The organism is Cystobacter fuscus DSM 2262 (assembly GCF_000335475.2).
Taxonomy (GTDB): Bacteria; Myxococcota; Myxococcia; order Myxococcales; family Myxococcaceae; genus Cystobacter; species Cystobacter fuscus.
In genome coordinates this window covers 22,661-41,593 of the sequence record NZ_ANAH02000027.1, presented here as the reverse complement: position 1 = coordinate 41,593, position 18,933 = coordinate 22,661, and the positions used below count along the sequence as shown (strand labels likewise).

At 66.6% G+C, this 18,933-nt stretch carries 15 protein-coding genes; 10 read left to right on the top strand and 5 right to left on the bottom strand.

Annotated elements, in window-relative coordinates; genetic code table 11:
• Positions 1–71 precede the first annotated feature (71 nt).
• Positions 72–4,091 carry a Kelch repeat-containing protein gene (locus tag D187_RS58335; protein WP_002629257.1) on the bottom strand — a complete coding sequence of 1,340 codons (4,020 nt, stop codon included), beginning with the start codon at positions 4,089–4,091 and terminating at the stop codon, positions 72–74.
• A gap of 605 nt (positions 4,092–4,696) precedes the next feature.
• Entirely contained in the window at positions 4,697–9,565 is a 4,869-nt protein-coding gene (locus D187_RS34240; RefSeq protein WP_076606284.1) for an MmyB family transcriptional regulator, read from the bottom strand.
• A gap of 14 nt (positions 9,566–9,579) precedes the next feature.
• On the opposite strand from D187_RS34240, the gene D187_RS34235 reads away from it, so the two are divergent.
• Together D187_RS34235 and D187_RS34230 are read left to right on the top strand one after the other, a co-directional pair.
• Positions 9,580–9,897 carry a Rossmann-fold NAD(P)-binding domain-containing protein gene (locus D187_RS34235; protein ID WP_002629255.1) on the top strand — a complete coding sequence of 106 codons (318 nt, stop codon included), beginning with the start codon at positions 9,580–9,582 and terminating at the stop codon, positions 9,895–9,897.
• 43 nt (positions 9,898–9,940) lie between these two features.
• On the top strand, positions 9,941–10,390 hold the full coding sequence (locus D187_RS34230; RefSeq protein WP_002629254.1) for a hypothetical protein: 450 nt from the start codon (positions 9,941–9,943) through the stop codon (positions 10,388–10,390).
• A 58-nt stretch (positions 10,391–10,448) separates the two neighbouring features.
• Here the strand turns inward: D187_RS34230 and D187_RS58935 are convergent, their stop codons facing one another.
• Positions 10,449–10,574 (bottom strand): hypothetical protein, encoded by a 126-nt coding sequence (locus D187_RS58935; protein ID WP_002629253.1) that lies wholly within the window; start codon positions 10,572–10,574, stop codon positions 10,449–10,451.
• A gap of 143 nt (positions 10,575–10,717) precedes the next feature.
• On the opposite strand from D187_RS58935, the gene D187_RS34225 reads away from it, so the two are divergent.
• The 3 genes from D187_RS34225 (at position 10,718) to D187_RS34215 (ending at position 14,731) form a co-directional block, all read left to right on the top strand.
• Entirely contained in the window at positions 10,718–11,545 is an 828-nt protein-coding gene (locus D187_RS34225; protein WP_002629252.1) for a dienelactone hydrolase family protein, read from the top strand.
• 366 nt (positions 11,546–11,911) lie between these two features.
• The gene (locus D187_RS34220; RefSeq protein ID WP_002629251.1) at positions 11,912–12,910 is read left to right on the top strand and encodes an FG-GAP repeat domain-containing protein; all 999 of its coding nucleotides are present in this window, start codon (positions 11,912–11,914) and stop codon (positions 12,908–12,910) included.
• A gap of 501 nt (positions 12,911–13,411) precedes the next feature.
• Complete coding sequence (locus D187_RS34215; RefSeq protein ID WP_002629250.1) at positions 13,412–14,731, top strand: leucine-rich repeat domain-containing protein; 1,320 nt, start codon at positions 13,412–13,414, stop codon at positions 14,729–14,731.
• A gap of 72 nt (positions 14,732–14,803) precedes the next feature.
• On the opposite strand, the gene D187_RS34210 is transcribed toward D187_RS34215, so the two are convergent.
• The gene (locus tag D187_RS34210) at positions 14,804–15,247 is read right to left on the bottom strand and encodes a RidA family protein (RefSeq protein ID WP_002629249.1); all 444 of its coding nucleotides are present in this window, start codon (positions 15,245–15,247) and stop codon (positions 14,804–14,806) included.
• Positions 15,248–15,382: 135 nt separating this feature from the next.
• Entirely contained in the window at positions 15,383–15,487 is a 105-nt protein-coding gene (locus D187_RS59345) for an AraC family transcriptional regulator (protein WP_155893799.1), read from the bottom strand.
• A 602-nt stretch (positions 15,488–16,089) separates the two neighbouring features.
• On the opposite strand from D187_RS59345, the gene D187_RS55685 reads away from it, so the two are divergent.
• The 5 genes from D187_RS55685 to D187_RS34190 all read left to right on the top strand — a co-directional run bounded on the left by D187_RS55685 (position 16,090) and on the right by D187_RS34190 (position 18,932).
• Positions 16,090–16,335, top strand: coding sequence for an ATP-binding protein (locus D187_RS55685; protein ID WP_002629247.1), 246 nt, complete (start codon positions 16,090–16,092; stop codon positions 16,333–16,335).
• Between the two features lie 89 nt (positions 16,336–16,424).
• Entirely contained in the window at positions 16,425–16,955 is a 531-nt protein-coding gene (locus D187_RS50790; protein ID WP_155893797.1) for a hypothetical protein, read from the top strand.
• A gap of 174 nt (positions 16,956–17,129) precedes the next feature.
• Positions 17,130–17,414 (top strand): BP74-related protein, encoded by a 285-nt coding sequence (locus tag D187_RS34200; protein ID WP_002629245.1) that lies wholly within the window; start codon positions 17,130–17,132, stop codon positions 17,412–17,414.
• Between the two features lie 62 nt (positions 17,415–17,476).
• Complete coding sequence (locus tag D187_RS34195) at positions 17,477–18,664, top strand: lipase family protein (RefSeq protein WP_002629244.1); 1,188 nt, start codon at positions 17,477–17,479, stop codon at positions 18,662–18,664.
• A 13-nt stretch (positions 18,665–18,677) separates the two neighbouring features.
• Complete coding sequence (locus D187_RS34190; protein WP_081713973.1) at positions 18,678–18,932, top strand: adenylate/guanylate cyclase domain-containing protein; 255 nt, start codon at positions 18,678–18,680, stop codon at positions 18,930–18,932.
• The last annotated feature ends 1 nt before the right edge of the window (position 18,933 follow it).

Sequence of the window (18,933 nt, the reverse complement as noted above, 5' to 3'; positions counted from 1 at the left end):
TATACGCAGCGGTGGGGCCGTGCAGCTGGCCCCACCGAGTGCCTGTCATCGACACCCACTGACCACGAGGCTCAGGGCGTGTACAGCTCCGCCGACATCGCTCTCATTCCCCCCGAAACGAGCACCTTGCCGTCGGGCAGCAGCGTCGCCGTGTGGTCTTCGCGATCCCAAACCATGGAGCCAGCATCGCTCCAGGTGTCCAGGGCCGGGTCGTACACCTCCGCCACCGGTGTGTCGCCTCTGTTTCCCCCCGAGATGAGCACTCTACCGTCAGGGAGCAACGTCGCCGCGTGGCCCTCATGAGGCGAGAGCATGGAGCCCGTAGCGCGCCAGGTAGCCGTGACCGGATCGTACACCTCCGCCAACACGAGGCAACTCGCGCTGCCGCATCCCGAGACGAGCACCTTGCCGTCGGGCAGCAGCGTCGCCGTGTGGCGATAGCGAGGCGAGGCCATGGAACCCGTGGTACGCCAGGAGCCCACGGCCGGGTCGTATATCTCCGCCGTCGCGAGGTCACCGCCACCGGAAGCACGTCCCCCCGAGACGAGCACCTTGCCGTCGGACAGCAGCGTCGCCGTGTGGCCAGCACGGAGCGAGACCATGGAACCGGCAGCGCTCCAGGTGCCGGTGACCGGGTCGTATACCTCCGCCATCGCGAAGGTACTGCCGCCACTGAACCCCCCCGTAACGAGTACCTTGCCGTCGGGCAGCAGCGTCGCCGTGTGGTGATAGCGAGACGAGGCCATGGAACCCGTGGCACGCCAGGAGCCCACGGCCGGGTCGTACACCTCCGCCGTCCGGTGCCCCTCCCCCCCGGCGACGAGCACCTTGCCGCCGGGCAGCAGCGTCGCCGTGTGGCCAGAGCGAGACACAGCCATGGAGCCGGTAGCGCTCCAGGTGCCCATTGCCGGATCGTATACCTCCGCCGTCGCGAGGCTCGAGTAGCTCTCCTCCCCCCCGGCGACGAGCACCTTGCCGTCGAGCAGCAGCGTCGCCGTGTGGCTTCCGCGAAGCCCGGCCATGGAGCCCGTCGAGGCCCACTCACAGGACGGCAGCCCCTTGACCAGGAAGCGCCTCACCGACTTCTGGTTGAAGGCGTTGGTGACCGTGGCGGTGAGGGTCGCGGTACTGCCCGCGGTGATACAGGAGGGAGCCGTCCAGGTAATGCGGCTGGTGGATGCACCGGTGGCCGGTGCGCCAGGCGAGCCCGTGGTGGCGGTCCAGGAGAAGCCGAGCGCGGAGCCCTCGGGGTCCAAGGCATCCACCTCGAAGGTGAGCACCTGGCCGGGGGTGGCCGTCTCCGAGGAGCTGGAGGCCCGGGTGATGACGGGATTGAAGTGGCTGGGAGTAGAGGGGGTGGGATCCATCTTCAGCACGAAGGAGGAGGAGGAGCACGTGCTCACCCGCCCCATCCCGAAGTCCACGGTGTCAGCGAATGAGCCCCCCAGCAGCAGGTTTCCCTCGGGGTCGACACTTGGTTCGGCTCTCCAATAGTTTCCAAGCACTGCTCCGTCCACCGCACTGAGCGCCGGGAGGACGTAGTCCTTCAGATACCTTCCCTGTGGATCGTACCAGGCCACGAACACACCCTGGCCTCTGGACTGACGGATCCCACCGCCCAGGTCGACACTGCCACTGAATGTCCCGGTAACCAGTGCGTTGCCCGCGGCGTCGACCCCCAAGCCATCCACACCCTCGTCTGTGATGATGTGGCTCCAGAGCTCATCGCCATCCGCGGAGAGCTTGGAAAGTATTGCCTCTCCACTCCCGTTATTCATCAGCACCAACACCGACCCTGCTCCCGCCACCTTCAGGTACGGAGGGCTTCCTCCTTCCCCACCTATCAGGCCTGCGCTCCGGGCCCAGAGTTCCTTGCCCGTGGAACCCTCGAGCTTCATGACGAGAGCACTCGGGTAAACGTTCACCACCAGCAGGACATTGCCCGCCTCATCCGCGTCGAGGGAGATGGCATAGTACAACGTGCCGAGGTTCCGGATGCTCCGGCTCCAGAGGGGCGCCCCCGTGCCCGCGTCGAGCTTCGCCACGTAGATGGCATCGTACCCGTACCTCGCCAGGAGGAGGACATTGCCTGCCGCGTCCGTGGCCACGGCCCCACCGCCGAGCCCGTCCCCCTCCGCGGGGAATTGCTGGGCCCACAGCAAGCGGCCATTGGGAGCGAACCTGGCCACGAAAACGTGCGGGGAGCCTTGGCTGAGCAGCGAGACACCATCGATGCGCAGGGGACCAACGAACGACCCCGACACCACCACGCCCCCCATCGCGTCCACGGTGATGCTCTCCTTCGCCGTGGAATAGAAGGAGCTGCTGTAGATATCGAGGAGTTTGGCCCAGACGGGTTGACCCCTGGCATCCACCTTCACCAGGAGCAGATCGTCCTCGTCTCCCGTGAAGACCTCGCCGCCGATGGTGGTAGTGCCACTGAATGCGCTCAGGATCAGCGTGTTCCCTTCGCCGTCCACATCCATGCCCCGCATCCACGTGGAGGACGTGCAGCTCAGGCCATTGGCGTCCACGGCCCAGAACCACTGGGACACGGGCTCGCATCCTTCGTTCACGCCATTGCAGTTGTCGTCCTCGAACGTCGAGCAGGTCTCCGGCACGGGAAGCCGTTGCCCCTGACAGACGACGCGGCCGAACATGTCGCACGCCACCGTCCCGCCATGGCAGAGACCCACCCCTTGAGTCTCGATGGCGCCGCCATAGCAGGGTGAGCCCTCCTGATCGGAACAGCTGCAGTCCTCGTTCACCACGCCATCGCAGTCGTCATCGAAGGGAGTCCGGCAGCTCTCGGCCGCTGGCAGCACTTCCCCCTGACAGGCGCTCCACTCCGTCCCGATGACGTTGCACTGCCGGCGGCCAGCCCGGCACGATCCCTTTCCCTCTGTTCCCGCGGGCCCCGGGTACGCGCATGCCTCGTAGGCGCCCGGCGTGCAGATGAAGTCCCCCAGGGTGAGCTGGACCTCGGTGCAGGGGCCGCTGCCACACACGGCCGCATCCGCCGTCCCCGTCACCGTCGCCATGCCCGCGGCGGGCTCACCGGCCAGTCCCGCGAAGACGTTGGCCGTGTGACCTCGCTTGATCTCGATGCACGCCCGGCCACCGGCACCGGTGGACACGGGCCCGCTCGCTCCCGAGTAGCTGGTCCCCTGGGCGTTCACCATCACACCCTCGACGGGCGTTCCTTTCCCATCCACCACGAGCACGTTCACACAGCTCTTGTCCGTCCATGGCGCATCACAGTTCCACCAGGTGAAGTGCTTCACCTGGGCAACCCAGGCCAGCCTGTCTGGCTGCGTCGAGGAGGGTTGAATGCGCCCCTCCCCTTCCTCGCGCCACTGGCCCTCGTCCAGGTCGAACCACCACGCCGGTACGCTGTCCCCCGCGTGGAACTGGCTGGCCAGGGCCTCCGGGAGGACGAACTCCAGGGTGGCCGATTTCCCCGACGCCAGTTGCACGGGAGCTCCGTTGCTCCACAGGCTCACCTCCGCCATGAAGAAGCTCTCCAGTTGCACCGTCGCGCCATCCGCCACACGGGTGGCCTCCAAGGGCCCCGGCATGGCCGCCAGTTGGGTCGTCGGATCCAGCGGAACGATGGTGACATTGACGGTGCCCGTGACGGGCTGACCCAGTGCATCCACGACCGCGTCGGGGGGAATGGTGACACGCACCCGCGGCGTCTGGATGGTGCCACCCTGCTCGGCCTGGAAGGGTATGGGGTTGGGCAGTGGGAGCAGCTTCACCCGGGCTCCAGCGTGAGCCCCTTCTTGCAACTCCACCACCGCGGTGGCCGAAGTGAAACCGAGCGCGTCCACGCGGGCCAGCAGGCGCCCGGGCGGGAGTTGCTCCAGGAGCAGATGGCCGGAGCTGTCGACGGAAAAGACAGCACCCTGGGAGGAGACGGCGGCTCCCGCGACCGGGTTGCCCGAGTCATCGACGACCTGAAGTAGCAGGCTGGTACCCGCGGGCGCGGAAGGGTGCTCGGGCGCGGGGTTCTCTTGAGGAGGTTCCTCGCCCGGGTGCTCGATGTCAGGATTGACACACCCAACGAGGGAGAGACATAGGAACCCCATGAGTACGACGGATGAAGCCAGACATTGATTCCACGGCCTTGGTAACAAGAGGCTCTGCAAGGTAATCTCCCCAGGTTTGTTTTCTCGGCAGCCCCCCTCCCCTCCCCGCCCACCCCGCACGTATAGTCCGCCCGTCATACCCACCGTGAAGAAAATTCAAATTCACGAATACCTTGAAGAAGATTCAAATTCACGAATACCTTCACCAACACCACAAACCAGTCGCACACTGCAACGAGGTCTTCGATTGAAGCGCGCGCGAGCCACGATGACGCCCGCGAACGGCTCGTTCGCGCCGGGTGCATGACGGGTCGCTTTTGCCAGCTCGCGTCAGGAAACCCCAGTTGAATTCGCGTCTCCTGGAACTGGTGCCCTTAATCGCCGAGGCGCTGGAGGCAGCCACCGAAGCCAGCCGTGCGAAGAAGGTCGCGAAGCCCGCTCCCAAGCTGGTGGAGAAGCTGGGCGACTACTGCGACGAGATGAAGGATGCGAGCGGCCAATTCGAAAAGCAGCAGGCCGTGGACGTCCGCTTGCGCTCCCTTGGTCCCGTTGACGGGACGCCCTTCTTTCGACACCTGAGCGGCTCGCTGGCGCGCCCCCCCCGCTCAGGCTGGAGCGGGCGTGAGGGGAAGCACCAGTGTGGCCGTGGCTCCCTTGCCGGGCCCATCGCTCTCCAGGGAGAGCGAGCCTCCGAGCAGCTCCGCCGCCAGGGCGCTCGAGTGCAAACCCAGGCCGTGTCCTCCCTCGAAGCCGGAGAAGCCCTGGCAGAACAGCCGCTCGCGGTTCTCCGGCGCGATGCCCACGCCGTTGTCCTCCACCTGGATGCGCACGCTGTCCGCCTCGGAGATCAACCGCACCTGGAGGTGGGCCTGGTCCTCGGGGAGCCCGCGCATCGCGGTCTTCGCGTTGCTGATGAGGTTGACGAGGATCTGCAGCACCTTGTGCCTGTCCACCTTCACGATGGGTGGGGAGTCCAACCGCTGGGAGACCTGGATGCCGTGACGCGTGAGGGCCGACATCTGAAGACTCAAGGCGTCCTCCACGAGCTGGCGCAGGTCGCAGTCCTCGACGACGAGCGTGCAGGTCCCATGGACCTGCTGGATCTGCACGATGGCGCGGATGTGCTCGATGTGCATGGCCAGTGTACCCACGCAGTCCTTGAGCGAGGACTGCTCGCGCACCAGTTCATCCGCGAGCACGAAGAGATAATCGGTGAGCTGCTGGCCCCGCGGGGAGCCGGTGAGGAAGCCGACCAGATCCTCGCGGTGCTCGCCGAGCAGGGTCGTCACCTGCTTGAGCCGTCCCATGCGCGAGAGGTGCAAGCTCTGCCGCATCATGTCCATGTTGATGACGGTGCTGGTGAGCACGTTGCCCACGTTGTGGAGCACGTTGGTGGCCACTTCCGCCATGCCCGCCGAGCGCGCCGTCTCCACCAGCACGGCCTGGGCCCGCCGCAGCTCCCGCGTGCGCTCCTCCACGCGCTTCTCCAGGCCGTCATTGGCGACGCGCAGGGCGCTCTCGGCGCGTTGGAGGTTCGCGTACAACCGCGCGTTCTCGATGGAGATGGTGGCCTGGGAGGCCAGGTGCTCCAGCAGCGAGAGCCGGAGCGGGGTGAAGGCATCCGTGGCGAGGTTGTTCTCCAGGTAGAGCACGCCGCGCAGCTCTCCCTGACGCACCAGGGGCAGGCAGAGCACGGAGCGGGCGATGAGCTGCTCGAACCAGGGATCCGAGGAGAAGGGATGAGGCGCGGAGGCATCCCGGATGAGCACGTGCTCCTGGGTGCGCCGGACATAGGCGAGCAGGGACCAGGGCAGTCGCGTGTTCGCGTCGGGAGGCACCTCCCCCTGGGCCCCGCCCAGGTCGAGCGCCATGACGGAGAGCCCCTCGCCTTCCGGCATCAGCAGGGCGCCATGCTGGGCCCCCGCGTTCTCGATCGCCACGTGCAGCAGGGTGCTGGCCAGCTGCTCGAGGACGATCTCCCGGGAGATGGCCTGCTGGGCCTTCACCAGCGTGAGCGCGTCGATCCGCACCGACGTCGTATCGGTGACGCTCTCCTCCGCCGAGGGCTGGGCGTCCGGACGAGAGTGCCGTGCCAGGTGACGCGCCTTGCCCAGGGCACCCCAGCGGCAATAGGCGTCGTGCGCCTTGTCCTCATAGGCGTCCGCGATGGTGGGAACCTCGCGGGCCCGCCAGTAGTTCGCCGCCAGCTCACAGGCCAGCGCGAGGTGATGCAGGTGGCCATATTGGCGCGCGGACTGGATCGCGGCCTCATAGGCATGGAGGGCCTCGTCCAACCGTCCCGTGACGCGGGCCAGCTCCGCGGAGACCATCCGCTCGAAGGCGCGTATGTCGTCGGGACAGATACGGGCCCACGTCTCGATGTAACCAAGGTGTTGGCGGAGCGCCTCGAGCAGCGAGGGGCGCAGCTCGGGCGCCGCGCCAGGGACACACGCCGCCAGGGTCAGGGCACGCATCACCTGGAAGTCCTTGCGGTAGACGGGGCTGGCCGCGGCCCAGTAGAGGGCCTGGGCCTGCTCGCCCGCCTCGCGCGCCTCCTCGTAGGCGCCTCCCATGAAGCGCGCCTGCATTTTGAGCGACCAGTAGAGGAAGCGCAGCGAGCTGATGCGGTTGGGGGTCAGCCGGGCCTCGAAGTCCTCTTCCCGGAGTCCCTCGTCATCCAGGGTCCCGAACGAGGGGGTGAGCCCGCGCAACTGCTGCACGAAGCGCCCGGTGAGCTGCTCCGTGTCGAGCATGTCCGGAAAGTTCGCCTCGCGGGCGAAGTCCACGTGCGTGAGATTCTCCTGCTGGACGGCCTCCAGGTCGTGCCCCAACGCCAGGCGCAAGGCCATGATGTGGTTGCCGCAGAAGCACGCCATGCTGGGATTGAAGTCCTGGACGGCCTGATGGAAGGTCTCGCGGATGATCTCCAGGCCCCGGGTGTAGGGCTCGATCCAGCAACTGCTGTGCTCCAGGCAGAAGAGGACGGTGGCCCGCTTGGAGCCATAACCATGGCGATCGAGCACATCCAGCCCCAGCCTCGAGAAGGCATGGCCATCCACGTAGCTGTGGAAGTAGAGCCCCAACCCCATGCCGTACATGGCATACCCATGCGCGCTTTCCAGGGTGGTGCCGTACTGGAGGCTGAGTGTCACCATCCGGCTGAGGTGGAGGATGGTGAGGTTGGCGTCGACGAAGAACGAGGGCTCGGTCAGGGCGGCGAGCACCTTCATCACCGCCCGCATGTCCTCGTCCGTCATGAGCGGCAGGTCGATGAGGCTCGCGACGGGGCGGCCATCCAACAGCGCCCAGACCTGCTCATGGGCCGCCACGGCCTCCTCCCAGGTGGGATGGGCGGGCAGGGGCATGCCCATCCGCGCCAGGCACTCCAGCAGGCACGCGCAGGAGCCGGCGGTGTCGCCCGACAAGGTGAGCAGCACGCTCTTCAAGTCGTAGACGGCGGCCCACTGCGCCTTCGTCCGGGCCCGGTCGCACAGCTCGTCCACCCTCTGGCGGGCCGCGTCGACATGGTTGCGCATGAGCTCGCTGCTGGCCTGGGCCAGACTCAACTCGAAGGTCAGCGCGGGCGCCGTCTCCCAGGGGTCGCCCGGCAGCAGCGCGATGGCGGTGGCGAAGTAGGTGATGGCCGAGGCGTGCGCGCTCGACGCCTGCGCCTTGCGGCCCGCCTCGGCGTTCAGCCGCGCGACGCGCTGGCGCTCCTCGGGCTCGCGCAGCAGCTCGAGTCCGGCATTGAACTGGCCCACCACGTCGAAGAGCCGCTCCCCGAGCGACTCGGGAGGAAGGTCCCCCGACAGCAGGCGGCCAATCTTCAGATGGATGGTCTCCCGCTCCTGCTTGGACATGAGGGCGTAGGCCGCCTGCTGGATGCGGTCATGGAGGAAGCGATGGGGTAGCTCCCCCGTGCTCGTCACCAGGCCCTCTCTCAAGGCCGGCTCGAGCCCTTCCCGGACCGCGTCGAGGTCCATCCGGGACACGAGGCCGAGCAACTCGAGCGAGAAGGAGGTGCCCACGCACGCGGCCAGCGCGAGCAGATGCTGGGTCGACGTGGCCAGCTCGCGCAACTTGCCCACCATGAAATCGACGACGTTGTCCGAGTAGCCCCGGGCCCGGACCGCCTCCACGTCCCAATGCCAGGTGCCCAGGGGGGTGCGCGACAGAAGGCCATCCTGGTGGAGCGCCAACAGGAAGCGCAGCAGGAAGAAGGGGTTGCCTCCCGTCTTCTCGTGAGCCAGCGCGGCGAGCGGAGGAAGGGCGTCCCGGTTCACGCCCGGCAGCGCATCGAAGAGGAGTTGGTGGACATCCCCGACGCCCAGCGGCTCGAGGAGCGGCGACGTCATCCGCGCGCCCGCCACGCGCAGCTCCTCCAACACCTGCGTCAGGGGATGCGCGAGGCCAACCTCGTTGTCCCGATAGGTGCCAATGAGCAGCATCGACGAGGGCTGGGGATGGATGAACAACTCGAGCAGCAGCCGCAGGCTCGCGGGATCCGCCCACTGCAGATCATCCAGGAACAGGACGAGGGGGTGCTCGGGCGTGGCGAACACGCCGAGAAACTGGCGGAAGACCTGGAGGAAGCGCCGCTGGGACTCGGACGGGGGCAGCTCCGGAACACGCGGCTGCGGCCCGATGACGAGCCCGAGTTGGGATACGCCTCGGGCCGGTGTCTGGACGTCCCGGAGGGCAACCGCGCCAGCGCGACGTCCGTGCAACTCGGCGACTGTGCGGACGTGCCGCGACAGAAGTGGACGCTGCTGGCCAACGGGCAGCTCCAGGGCTCCGCGGGCCGGTGTCTCGTCGAGCACGATCTCGCCGACCTCGGGACGGACGAGCCACTTCTGGAACCCGCTGTGCGACTGGAGGTCCCCTTCGTTCCACAGGCGGCGAAAGTCGGGGCCCGTCGCCATCAACTCGTCGATCAGCGCCGTCGCCTCGGCGGAGGGGCCAGCCCGTGCGATGTCCACACGAAACGACGCGAGACAGGTCCGGCGAACGTCCTCGACCTGGTGCACCTTGTGTTCCGAGCCCGGTTGGAAGACCCGGCGCAGCAGGTTGCGGTCGCGCTCCGGGACCGTCGCGTCATCGCCGAGCACCGCGACCGACGCGCGATTCCACGCGACGATCTGGAACGTCGGTGTCTTCACGAACGCGGGGACGGAGAGGTTGTCGAGGACGAACCGGAGTGACGGCGTGACCTCGGCGGGCGGCGCGGGCTTGCGCGGCGGTGGACGGTCCTGTGCGAGCAGGAACAGCATCTCGCGATTCGTGTCGTCGAGCTCGAGGGCACGGGCGAGGCGCTCGAGCACGTCGTCCGAGGGCACACCGCCGCGGCCCTGCTCGAGCCACGTGTACCAGGTGACGCTCACGCCAGCGCGGGCGGCGACCTCCTCGCGGCGCAACCCGGGAGTGCGTCGGCGCGTGGTGCTCGTGGGATGGACTCGCTCGCGACGGTCGCGCAGGAACGTGGGGAGCGATGGAGGGCACGAACAAGGCGTTCATCGGCGCGGCGCGCTTGTACCGGCTCGCTGTCGAGAGCGTACCGCCGGGAACCGTGTTGCACGGCACCGCGGAGGAAGGCATCTCGATGCGCACGGTCGCGGAGGCCATCGCCCAAGGCACCGGAGTGCCGACGAAGAGCGTGCCGACCGCGAAGGCAGGTGCCCACTTCGGATGGATGTCGATGGTCGTCGGGCTCGACAATCGGGCCTCGAGCCAGGCGACACGTGAGCTTCTCGGCTGGAAGCCGGAGCAGCCGGGCCTGCTCGAGGACATGCGCGCGCAGTACTTCTGAGCACCATCCGTCAGCGGCCCGCCCCGCGCGATAGGATGGGCGGATGCTCCCGGACGACTGGCAGGAAGCAAGCAGTCCCGATGAGATGCTCAGCCGGCTCGGCGACCGCTTTGGTCCGCGAGCGCATCTCCTCCTGGGCCTCGCCTGCTGTTGCCGGATTGAATACCTCCTCACCGACAAGCCCCTGAAGAAGGTCCTGAGGCGGCTCAAACAAGCAGCGCAGGAGCCCGGTCCCCTGGACGAGAAAAGACAAAGGGACATGCACAACACGGTGTGCTCGGTCTTCTCCGAGAGATTCTCCAGGCTCCCCTCCCCTGACCGGCGCGCGGAACTCTACGCGGTCTATACGTTGATGAGTGCCACGTCCGGCCAGTACACGTCCCATCTGTTTGGGAACTTCCGCGCGGCGCTGGAGCACGCCGAGGGATTGACGCTCCAGCAGGTTCTCCCCATGGAGTGCGCCTTCATCAAACAGATCATGCGGGCGTTATAGCCTCGATGATGCCCTCGGAGCGCCCCGGACACCGCCGGGGCGCTCGCCAGACCCGGGGCTACTCCTCGTCGCTGCGCAGCGAGGGACGGCCCACCACGGAGGCCTCGGCCACGGACTTGTGCGCCACCGGCGCGCTCCCCACCTCGGCCGTGCCCAGGCGGTGGCCCAGGGAGCCAAAATCCATCGCATCAAAGCGTCTAACACTACTGCGTCAGGGACGGGCAGGCAGTGAAGGGGGACCTGCTCGCACAACTGCGTCGTAACTGCTCGCCGGACCCCGTCATGCCAATATTGGCGGCCTCAACGAAGCTCCTAGGAGGAAGAACCATGGACGACTATTCCAACCGGGCCGGCGACGAGGGCGTGTCGCGGCGCGAGTTCGCGGCAACCTCCGCGGGCGGCGTGGCCGTGGTCGAGCACGACGTCGAGCTCAAGACCCCTGCCGGCACGGCCGACGCCGCCTTCTACCACCCGTCGGGCAACGGTCCGTGGCCGGGCGTGCTGCTGTGGCCGGACGCCTTCGGCCTGCGCTCCGCCATGCGCGACATGGGCCAGCGGCTGGCGGCCGAGGGCTACGCCGTTCTTGTGCCCAACCCCTTCTACCGCACCCGCAAGGCGCCGGTGTTCTCGCGGCCGATGGACTTCGCCGTCCCCACCGACCGCGAGGAGATCATGAAGGTCGTGGGCACGCTGAACCAGGACACCGCCTTCACCGACGGCGGCGCCTTCCTGGCCTGGCTGGACCAGCAGCCGCAGGTGAACAAGCGCGCCAAGATCGGGGTGCAGGGCTACTGCATGGGCGGGCCGCTGACCATCCGCACCGCCTCGCTGTCGGAGCGGGTGGGCGCGGGCGCCTCGTTCCACGGCGGCGGCCTGGTCACCCAGGCGCCGGACAGCCCCCACCTGTTGGCCCCGAAGATCAAGGCCGAGATGCTGATCGCCGTCGCCGCCAACGACGACGAGCGCGACCCGCGGGCCAAGGTCACGCTCAAGGAGGCGTTCGACGCCGCCAAAGTGAAAAACAAGATCGAGGTCTACAACGGCGCCCAGCACGGCTGGTGCGTGAAGGACATGGCCAGCGGCATCTACAACGAGGCCGCGGCCGAGAAGGCCTGGGCCGAGTTGCTGGCGCTCTACGAGCGCGCCCTGGTCTGATCGGGACCCGGGATGGAGACGACGGCCGCGCGGGGCGATCTCCGCAGCCGTTTTCTTTGGGGTCGGGCAGGACTTCCGATGGGTTCCCCGTGTGCTGCCTCCAACCCTGCCGCCTCTTGCCGGAACTCCTACGAGTCGTCTCCTACGAGTCGTCTGACACCTTGTCCGGCCACCTTGTCCGGCTGGACTGCGACGAAGCCGAACGACTGCCCGTTGCCGCGGCGATGCTCGGCCTCACGAACCGGCTCATGGGCCGCAACTGGGGGTGACCTATCGCGGCGGCCCCCTTGCTCCCGCCAAACATGTCAGACAGGTCCGTAGAATCCGACCCGCCTTGCAAGGAGCAGGGCTGAATCCTGAAAGGCTGTGTCCAAGTTCATGAGAAATTCATCTACCCTGAATGGGAGTATCTTCTTCGCGGCCCTCTTGAGTTTCACCATGGGGGCTGGTGAGGCCCAGGCGGCCGGAACGTTCATGGGGGCGTGGGACCTGACGGGGGATGGTGTCGCGGAGTCAGTGTACAACAACCTGAGCTCGATCGAGGTCAGACAATCGAATGGCGCCACGCGCAGCTACGCTATCACGAACGCCGCTTGGACGCTGTTGACCGTGGCGGACATGGATGGAACGGCGGGCTTGGAGTTGGCGCTCAACGTCGGTTCCAGCATCAAGCTCATCACCCATCGCACGGGCTGGGTCCGTGACTACTTCATCTCCTCGGGGTCATGGGTACCGCTCGGATACCATGATCTGAACGGTGATGGTGCGACGGATATCGCAGTCAACACCGGGCCCGCCGTGAGGATCATCAAGCTCAAGACGGACACGGTTAGTGACTATGCCATCTCGAATGTCTCGTGGGCGCCCATCGGTTTCGCGGACACGGATGGGGATGGCGGCATCGATATCATTGTCAACAACGTGCGTGCCGTCAAGATCATCAGCGATCGGACCGCCTCCTCTCGCGATTACGCCATCTCGAGCGTCAATTGGGCACCCCTTGGCATCATCGATACGGACGGGAAGCCTGGTGCCGAGGTGGTCATCAACAACCTCTCGTCGGTCAAGATCATCAACGATCGGACCGCCTACTCTCGCGACTACGCCATCTCGAGCGGCAGTTGGGCACCCCTTGGCATCATCGATACGGACGGGAAGCCTGGTGCCGAGGTGGTCATCAACAACCTCTCGTCGGTCAAGATCATCCGAAACCGGGACGACAGCACGAAGGATTATACTGTCGGGAGCCCCTCCTGGAGTGTGCAGATGATCGCCGACCTCGACGGCAAGGCTGGAAACGAGATCATGTTGAACCTCGGTACTTCCACCAAGACCATCTACGACGCCTCCGAGCAATACTACTGAGAGCGGCGCCTGAGAAAGGTGTCAAAGGACTCGTTCCGCCCCTTCGCCTCCTACGAGTCGAAGGATGGCCTTGCCCGAACTCTTGCAGGCGGCTCTCCAACTCCAGAGGATCAGCCAGGTTTGAGCAGTAGGAGGAGTGCAAAACACCCGCGTACTCCACGCCCAAAACAACAAACTTGCTGCCCACTTTTCGCACGGCCTGGGCCATGGCCATGTTGACCATCCACTGATTGGGTTTGTTGTTTCTGTAAAAGACGTAGGCCTTCCAGGAGGAGGGGCCGCTTGGGCCGGCGTGTGCCTCCAGGAGGCTGCACGCTCTCCCCACCGCCCTGGCGCACAGCCCGGGGGCTCCCGTCCGCGGCCTTCCTCTGCCTCTCCGCGCCCACCCTCTGCCCTCGACATTGCTCCCATTCCTCTTATGCGCCACGTCGTCCGCGTCCGCTGACTGGCCCTCGCGGCGACTCCATGGCCTGATGGCTTCCGGAAGGGAGTTCCAGGGACATGTCGGCGAAGCAGGACGCAGTGCGGGTCTGGGGACGTGAAACCTCCGCGCGCGAGGTGTGGCCGCGCGTGGAGGCGGTGGCGACGCCCGAGTGGCGGGAGAAGCTGGCCTCGTGGTGGAAGGGCATCACCGAGCAGGGCGTCCTCTTCCACGAGGGAGGTGTAGAGGCCGACTCGCTCGTCGTCGGTCCCCGGCCGCTCGTCGTCTCCGGCAGCGTCCGGGTGAAGGGGTTGCTCTCGGACGGCCATGCGGCCGACCACACCCTCCTGGTGGTGCTGGGAGACCTGGAGGTGGAGAACGTCGCCACGTTCTCCGCCATCTTCATCGCGGGCAACGCCCGGATTCGGGGACTCCTCTTCGGCGACTCGCTTGGGGACGACGTCTTCTGTGTCGGCGGCGGGCTGACGGCACGCACCCTCGTCGAGGAGCACCACCACGTCCACGTCTATGGTGCGCTCGACGTGGACGTGCTCGTGGGCAGCAAGCTCACCGCGACGGGACGGCCTCGAAAGACGCTGGAGCCGCACGAGGCGCTCCTACCGGGCGCCTTCACCGTGGAAGACGAGGACGAGGACGGCGTCATCGACTCGACGCTGGACCGGAAGGGGTTGCTCGCGAAGCTGCGCGCGGGGAAGCCCGTGCTGGCGGACGCCCGGCTCGACCCCGTGGAGAAGGCCATCGCCGCCGTGAAGGAGAAGGCGGCGCGGGGCGAGAAGGCCACGCGGCTCGGGCTCGCGCAGAAGAAGCTGAAGGCCATCCCCGAGGAGCTCTTCTCCCTCACCGGGCTGGAGAGCCTCACGCTGGACACGAACGGCATCGCGGAAATCTCCCCGCGCATCGGCGAGCTTCAAGCGCTGAAGAGCCTCAGCCTGGAGAGCCTGCCGCTGAAGACGCTGCCCGTGGAGCTCTGCCGGCTCCCCGCGCTCAAGAAGCTGAGCCTGCGGTACTGCAACAACCTCTCCCGGCTCCCGGACGCGTTCGGAGAGCTGGAGTCGCTGGAGGAGCTGTACCTCGACGCCATGGCGCTGGAGGGTTTCCCCGAGGTGCTGACCCGACTGCCTCGGCTGAAGAAGCTCTGGTGGTGGCGCTTCTACAAGATGACGCCGGGGCGGGTTCAGGTGCTGGTGGACGGGCTCGGGCGGCTGCCGAAGCTGACGCATGCCGGGTTCTTCCAGGGAGAACTGTCCGCGCTGCCGGAGGGCCTCGCGCCGCTCGCCCGGCTGAAGCAGTTCAAGCTGGGGCTGGACCGCATCCCCGAGGAGGAGGTGAAGCGATTGGAGGCGGCGCTGCCTCCCGGCCGCCTGCACGTGGGGTACTGAGCGTATAAGAAGGATGGGAGGCCTGTGGAGGGAGTGGGCTGGTGGCTCGCCGATGCGAGCGCGCGGCCGGGCTCAGCCCTGGACTTCCGCTCTGAATGCAATCTCGATCAGCTGCTCGGGAAAGGCCAAGGCAGACACGCCGATCAGATTGCTGGCAACCTGTGGCACCGCCTGCTTGTAGACCAGCGGCCGCACCTTCGAACTGGCTGCGAAGGCAGATGGAACGTCGAGCACGAACAGCGTTTCTTCCACCACGTCCGCCATGGTCGCGCCCAGTTCGGCCAGCAGCACCTCGGCATTCTCGTAGGTGCGCTTCATCTGCGCTTCCATGGTCGAGAAGTCCGCGGGCTTGCCGTCCGCGCCCAGCGCTGCCGGAGCGACGAGCTCGCCCCGCGGGGTGTGCGAAAGCTGGCCGGAGACGTAGATGGTGTTGTTCAAGCGTACGGCCTGCACGTAGCCATACGCCTTTTCCCAAGGAACCCCGAAGCTGGCGGTCTTTCGATTCGAGCTGCTCATGATGTCGCCCTCTGAGTGGAAGCCGGATTCTGAACGGCCCCACCTCCGGAAGCACCCCCCATCCGAGGGAGCCTCGCACTCCTCCGGCGAGGCATCGCGGCATGCGCCGGGCCAGGGCGGCGATGCGCGCCCGCCTCAACTCCCGAACGTCTTGCGCCACTCGCTCGGACTGACATGCAGCGCGCGCTTGAATCTCTGGCGGAAACTCACCGGGCTCTGGAACCCGCTTTGTTCGGCCACCGCGTTCCCCTGCTACGTCCTTCCAGGAGGAGGGGCCGCTTGGGCCGGCGTGTGCCTCCTGGAGTCTGCACGCTCTCCCCACCGCCCTGGCTCACAGCCCGGGGGCTCCCGTCCGCGGCCCTCCTCGGCCCCTCGGCTCCTGCCCTCCCCCTCCACACGGCCCCCATCCCTCCTATACGCCACTCCTCGCTTGGCTACGTCAGCCCAGCTGAGTTCGAGCAGGCTGCCTCACAGGTGCCGCAGGCCGCATAACCCACCTGTCCACGGAACCCGGGCAAGCTGAACAAGCCCAATGTGAGGAACTACCTGGGGGGAGATCGCGCGGCGGGCCGAGGAGCACGAGCACCAGGTCCAGGCGCTCCACTGCCTCATCGGTCGGGAGCCCTCGGCGGCGCGCAAGCGCTCCAGGCGCGAAACTGCGGCCATTTCCGCTCCCCCAAGCAGGAGCGGAGGAGGCGAGCGTGGCGCCTGAGGCAGCAGCCAGCAAGGAGCCGAAGAAGAAGAGGACGCCGCGAGTGGACCAGGCGCAACCGCTGAGCAGGACGTTCGGCTTCGACGTCTTCACTTGCCAGAGGTGTGGGGGCAGGCGGCGGCAGGTGTGAGTGAGCACCTGGCGCAAGGAGGGCCAGGTGGAGCTGGTGGTGGAGGACTCCGAGCCCTTCTTCACCACCAGGCAGGACGGGCTGGGCATGGGCCTGTCCATCAGCCGCTCCATCCTCGAGGAGCATCGAGGCCGGCTCCAGGCCGAGCTCCGCGGCGCGGGCCGGGGCGCCGTCTTGCGTTGCACCCTTCCGTCCACTGCCCGAGCCCCACAGGCACAAACCCACACCTCTGTCAATTCAACATAAAGCTCAATGGCATTCTCCTGGAGGGGTGGCCTATAGGACTGGCTCGTCTTCGCGCAGTCATCTCCCTCGTAAAGGGGTGTCAGATGTTGATGGGTTTGATTCCGCCGATTGGTTTGGAAATCCCGCTCAGTGGCTATGCGGTCGACGTTCCGTTCCAGGTGAATGTCCTCGGGCTCATCAAGCTGGACTTCAAGGGAGGTATCAAATACCGGGTGGAGGCCAACCTTGGGAGCGGTCTCGGCGGCGTCAAGCTGAAGGTGCTTGGCTTCGAGGAGTCGGCCGACAGCCCCGTGCTGGGCAAGGTCACCCTGACTCTGGCCGATGTCGACACGACGCCGCTCAGTCTGCTCGAACTCGTCGGTCATCTCCCGCCGACCTTCCGGCAGACGACGTTCCTGGATCTCCAGGTGACGATCGAGAAGCCACCTGGCGGTGGCCCGCCCCTGGTGCTGTCGAACACGAAGACGTTCACGCTGATCAACGATCGTCTCACGGTGTTTCCGCCGCGGGGCTCCGTCTACCAACTCCAGCAACCCGTGGACCTCGCGCCCGTGGGTGCACCGAACCAGGTCGTCGCCCAGATTCTCGCTTTCCCCATCACGATGTCCCACAACCCGTAGCGAGCCATCTCCGGTGGCTCGTCCTTCCCTCCCACCATGAAAGAAGTGGTCGCCAGCAAGGAGGGAGTGCCGTCCAGGTCTCAGGTGAGCGAGTCCCTGGACGCCTCCTTGTAGGCGGTTGTTCCGGTAGCACCCAGCTTCAATCTCAATACAACCCCCATCCAAGGAATCACCATGTCCGAGCGCAAACTCTTCTCCTTCATGCAGCGGCCGGATCAGGAGTTCATCTTCGAGTTGACCGATCCCGCGAAGATCAAGGAGGCCCAGGACATCCTCTCCGGCAAGGAGACGTTCAAGGACCACGTCGTGGGCAAGAGCGTGAAGAGCAAGAAGCCCTACAACCCCAACTGGGATTACCACCTGGATCCCGCGACCATCAGCTTCTTCGCCGTGGCCATCGAGGTGTGTGATGCCGACATGGGTTTCGTGCTGAAGCGGGAAGTGCCCGTCACCCCCTGACAACGGTGGTCCACGCTCTCCCTCCCCTTTCCCTCTTTTTTCCCTCTTTCTCGAGGCCCATCATGACCACTTCCCCCACAGTCAAACCGCCGAAGGCCCCCGAGGGCATGGAGGCCTATCGTCCGCCCGCGTCCATGCTGAAGGGCACGCATGGTGACGTGATCTGGTACCGCGATCTCGACAGCAACAGCCCGGCCTGCCTCGCCAACGCCCGGAGCAACGAGCTCGTGGTGTATCTCTCGGAGAGCGTTCACGGTAAGCCCATCGCCGTCTCGGGCATCATCGCCCTGCCGAAGAAAGCGGCCCCCGCTGGGGGCTATCCGGTCATCAGCTGGGCCCATGGCACCGTGGGCTGTGCCGACCACTGCGCGCCGTCCCGTGACGTCGTGGACGGGGAGGCGCACCGCTTCAACGTCTTCCCGCATCCCCTGCTCAACAAGTTCCTGGACCGGGGTTGGGCCGTGGTCATGACAGACTACGAGGGCCTCGGCACCGAGGGCCCTCATCCCTACCTGCTCGGCAAGTCCCAGGCCCGCGGCATCCTCGACATCGTGCGGGCCGCGCGCCAGCTCCACCCGGAGCTCTCCGATCAGTTCGCCATCGTCGGCCACTCGCAGGGAGGTCAGGCGGCACTGTTCGGCGCGCACCACGCGCCAGAGTGGACACCGGAGCTCACCTTGCACGGCGTGGCGGCGCTGGCTCCCGCCTCCGCGATCGGAACGCTCGTCACGCTCGCCTGCGAGGGGGAGGAACCCAGTGCGGGCAATGCCTTCGTCGCCTTGTTCATCACCGGGGCCCTCGCCGGGGATCCGAGCATCAAGATGGAGGAGGTGCTGGCCCCGGAGGCCCTCAAGGTGTACCACCATGTCGAGGAGCGGGGCCGGATAAGGCTGGGCAGCACGGATGACTCCTGGGGGAAGTTGACGGGGAAGCAGCTCCTTCGTTCGGACAAGAGCGCGAGCAGGGACGCGCTGTTCAAGCAGTTCAGGGCCATGCACCCGAACCTCTCCATCCAGGCGCCGATCCGGATTTCGCAGGCCCTGGCGGACACGCGCGTGAACGCGCTTCTCACCACCCACCTCGTGGAGCAGCTCAAGGAAACGAACGGGGACGACAAGGTCACGTACAGGCCGTACCTTCTGGTCCCGCCGGCCCCTGATCCGGAGCTCGGAGTCCACTTCGGGTTGATCAACAGAGACTCGGACGCGGTGACGGACTGGCTCGCCGGTTTGCTCCCGAAGGTGGAATAGAGCCGGGTTGCGCATGCCCCCTCTCCCAGAGGGAGAGGGGTGGTCCACGGGTCAGCAACCCGTGCGCTTACGGCTGGGCATGCACGTGGGCCCGGTGGTGGCGGGCATCCTCGGCACCCAGAAGTTCACCTACGACTTGTGGGGTGACACGGTGAACACGGCCAGCCGCATGGAGTCCCATGGTGTGCCCGGACGCGTCCAGGTCACCGAGTCCACCTGGCTTGCCCTTCGCGAGCGCTCCGGGTTGCTGGTGGGCGAGCGGTGTTGAT

Coding starts and splice junctions, on each gene's coding strand:
- D187_RS58335 (WP_002629257.1), bottom strand. CDS start 4,091: ATGGGGTTCCTATGTCTCTCCCTCGTTGGGTGTGTCAATCCTGACATC.
- D187_RS34235 (WP_002629255.1), top strand. CDS start 9,580: ATGGAGGGCACGAACAAGGCGTTCATCGGCGCGGCGCGCTTGTACCGG.
- D187_RS34230 (WP_002629254.1), top strand. CDS start 9,941: ATGCTCCCGGACGACTGGCAGGAAGCAAGCAGTCCCGATGAGATGCTC.
- D187_RS58935 (WP_002629253.1), bottom strand. CDS start 10,574: ATGGATTTTGGCTCCCTGGGCCACCGCCTGGGCACGGCCGAGGTGGGG.
- D187_RS34225 (WP_002629252.1), top strand. CDS start 10,718: ATGGACGACTATTCCAACCGGGCCGGCGACGAGGGCGTGTCGCGGCGC.
- D187_RS34215 (WP_002629250.1), top strand. CDS start 13,412: ATGTCGGCGAAGCAGGACGCAGTGCGGGTCTGGGGACGTGAAACCTCC.
- D187_RS34210 (WP_002629249.1), bottom strand. CDS start 15,247: ATGAGCAGCTCGAATCGAAAGACCGCCAGCTTCGGGGTTCCTTGGGAA.
- D187_RS50790 (WP_155893797.1), top strand. CDS start 16,425: ATGGGTTTGATTCCGCCGATTGGTTTGGAAATCCCGCTCAGTGGCTAT.
- D187_RS34200 (WP_002629245.1), top strand. CDS start 17,130: ATGTCCGAGCGCAAACTCTTCTCCTTCATGCAGCGGCCGGATCAGGAG.
- D187_RS34195 (WP_002629244.1), top strand. CDS start 17,477: ATGACCACTTCCCCCACAGTCAAACCGCCGAAGGCCCCCGAGGGCATG.
- D187_RS34190 (WP_081713973.1), top strand. CDS start 18,678: ATGCCCCCTCTCCCAGAGGGAGAGGGGTGGTCCACGGGTCAGCAACCC.